The organism is Methanobrevibacter sp. (genome assembly GCF_030539555.1).
GTDB lineage: Archaea > Methanobacteriota > Methanobacteria > Methanobacteriales > Methanobacteriaceae > Methanocatella.
In genome coordinates this window covers 1-304 of record NZ_JAUNXX010000137.1, presented here as the reverse complement: position 1 = coordinate 304, position 304 = coordinate 1, and positions in this window count along the sequence as shown.

Genomic DNA, 304 nt, shown 5'->3' with positions numbered 1-304 from the left:
GGAGAAGCAGATTACACACCTGTAGCTGAACATGTCGCATTTGAATTTGGAGTATTAAGATTTGGTGCTCACAAAAATGTTATGTGTAGTGAAAACAATGATCCTAAAGGATTTGAAAGTAAAGACGACCAACAAAGCCAAATTAATGAGTTAATTAGTTGGGTTTGTGAGTAGTAATACAATTCAAGGAAGGTTTTAAAATGAAAATTGCAATAAGATATTATTCAAAAACTGGAAATACTGAAAAACTTGCAGAAGCAATAGGTGAAGCTATCGGTGTTGCTCCAAAAACAATAGATGAACC